The 1971-nt window shown below is 69.1% G+C and carries 2 protein-coding genes; both read left to right on the top strand.

Annotation, left to right across the window (positions count from 1 at the left end; all coding sequences use genetic code 11):
- A partial coding sequence (gene cas1 / locus AB1634_19435) for a CRISPR-associated endonuclease Cas1 (protein MEW6221686.1) occupies window positions 1-1306 on the top strand: 1306 nt, incomplete at its 5' end.
- Window positions 1307-1308: 2 nt separating this feature from the next.
- Entirely contained in the window at window positions 1309-1605 is a 297-nt protein-coding gene (gene cas2, locus AB1634_19430; GenBank protein ID MEW6221685.1) for a CRISPR-associated endonuclease Cas2, read from the top strand.
- Window positions 1606-1971 lie beyond the last annotated feature (366 nt).

Genomic DNA, 1971 nt, shown 5'->3' with positions numbered 1-1971 from the left:
GCTCCGGGAGCACGGCTTTGCCTGCGACGCCGGCGTCCTCTACTTCGTGGCCTCCAGGGAGCGGGTGCGCATCGACTTCGACGCCGATCTCGTGGCCGCCACCCTGGAGGCCGCTGAACGGTTCCGCCAGACCGCCGCCGGCGAGGCGATCCCACCGCCCCTGGAGGACAGCCCCAAGTGCCCGCGCTGCTCATTGGTGGGCATCTGCATCCCGGACGAGATTCGCTTCCTGGGCCATGCCGGCACCGAGCCGCGGCCGCTCTTTGCTGCCCTGGACCGGGGGCTGCCCCTCTATGTCCAGTCGCCCCGGGCCTGGGTGCGGAAAGACGGCGAGACCCTGGTGGTGGAGGAGGAGAAGGTGAAGAAGGCGACCGCCCGGCTGGCCGAGACCTCCCAGGTGGTGCTGTTTGGCGGTGCCGGCATCTCCACCCCGGCTGTTCAGGAGTGTCTGCGGCGGGAGATCCCGGTCACCTTCCTGAGCTTCGGCGGCTGGCTCATGGGCCACACGGTGAGCAGCGGCCATCGCAACGTCGCCACCCGCACCGCCCAGTACCGGGCGAGCTTCGACCCGGCCGCCTGCCTGCGCCTGGCCCGCTCCCTGGTGGCAGCCAAGATCGCCAACTGCCGGACTCTCATCCGCCGCAACTGGAAGGCGGGGAGCGATGGCGAGGCCGAGACGCCGCCGCCCGAGCTGCTGCACGGCCTCCAGGACGACATCAAAAGGGCCTTGAAGGCGCCGTCCCTGGAAACCCTCCTGGGCGTTGAAGGCACGGCGGCCAGCCGCTACTACCGGCACTTCCCGGCCATGCTCCGCCGGGACCCGGAAGGCGTCAGCCGTTTCGATTTCGAGGGCCGCAACCGCCGGCCGCCCCGGGATCCGGTGAACGCCATGCTCTCCTTCGCCTACTCCATGCTGGTGCGGGAGTGGAGCACCGCCCTGTCGGCAGTGGGCCTCGATCCGTACCGGGGCTTCTACCACCAGCCCCGTTTCGGCCGCCCCGCCCTGGCCCTGGACATGATGGAGCCCTTCCGGCCTCTGGTGGCCGATTCGGTGGTCCTCACCGCCATCAACAACGGCGAGCTGCGACCTGCCGACTTCATCAGCGCCGCCGGCAGCTGCGCCATGTCGGACAGCGGTCGCCGCCGGTTCATCGCCTGCTTCGACCGCCGCATGGAGCAGGAGGTGACCCATCCCATCTTCCGGTACCGGATCAGCTACCGCCGGCTCCTGGAGGTGCAGTCTCGGCTTCTGGTCCGCCATCTGGCCGGAGAGATCCCCCGGTACCCCAACTTTCTGACCCGCTGACCATGGCCGCTCTGGAGCATCTCTATCTGGTCAGCTATGATGTCTGCGACGATCGCCGCTGGCGCCGGCTGTTCAAGACCATGAAGGGCTACGGCGAGTGGCTGCAGCTCTCCGTGTTCCAGTGCCGGCTCAGCCGGATGCGGGTGGTGCAGCTGGAGGCGGCCCTGGCCGAGATCATCGACCACGGCGAGGACCATGTGCTCATCGTCGATCTTGGTCCGGCGGCCAACGTCCTGCCCCAGGTGAAGAGCTTGGGCCGGCCCTTCGCCCCGCCCAGTCGCGAGCCGGTGATCGTCTGATGGCTCGCCCCATGGCCGCGAGCGGTGCAGTGATGCCGCCAGCCCTGGCAGCGCTCGCAACGGGCTTGGCCCCTGTGCTCAGGCCCATTTCCAGAACACTTCCCACGGGAGGACAGACCCATGCCGCGTCCAAGTCCACGCTCACCACCCCACCCCTCGCAACCCGGCCCGCAGCACCGCCACCAGCCAGCCTTCGCGAGCGAGCAGCCTTCCGGGGGCAGATCCGCCCCGGCCCCATTGAAGCTTAATCACAATAGTGGAAGCCTTGAAGTGTCTACCGCCTTCCGGGGGCAGATCCGCCCCGGCCCCATTGAAGCTCCTTGGCGGCCGACTCGACCAGCGCGCTGCCAGAGGCCTTCCGGGGGC

It is taken from the genome of Thermodesulfobacteriota bacterium, from assembly GCA_040755095.1.
GTDB lineage: Bacteria > Desulfobacterota > Desulfobulbia > Desulfobulbales > JBFMBH01 > JBFMBH01.
This window is presented reverse-complemented; position numbering and strand designations above follow the sequence as displayed.

Bases quoted from the DNA above. Each gene is read 5' to 3' on its own strand.
- cas2 (MEW6221685.1), top strand. From the start codon at position 1,309: ATGGCCGCTCTGGAGCATCTCTATCTGGTCAGCTATGATGTCTGCGAC.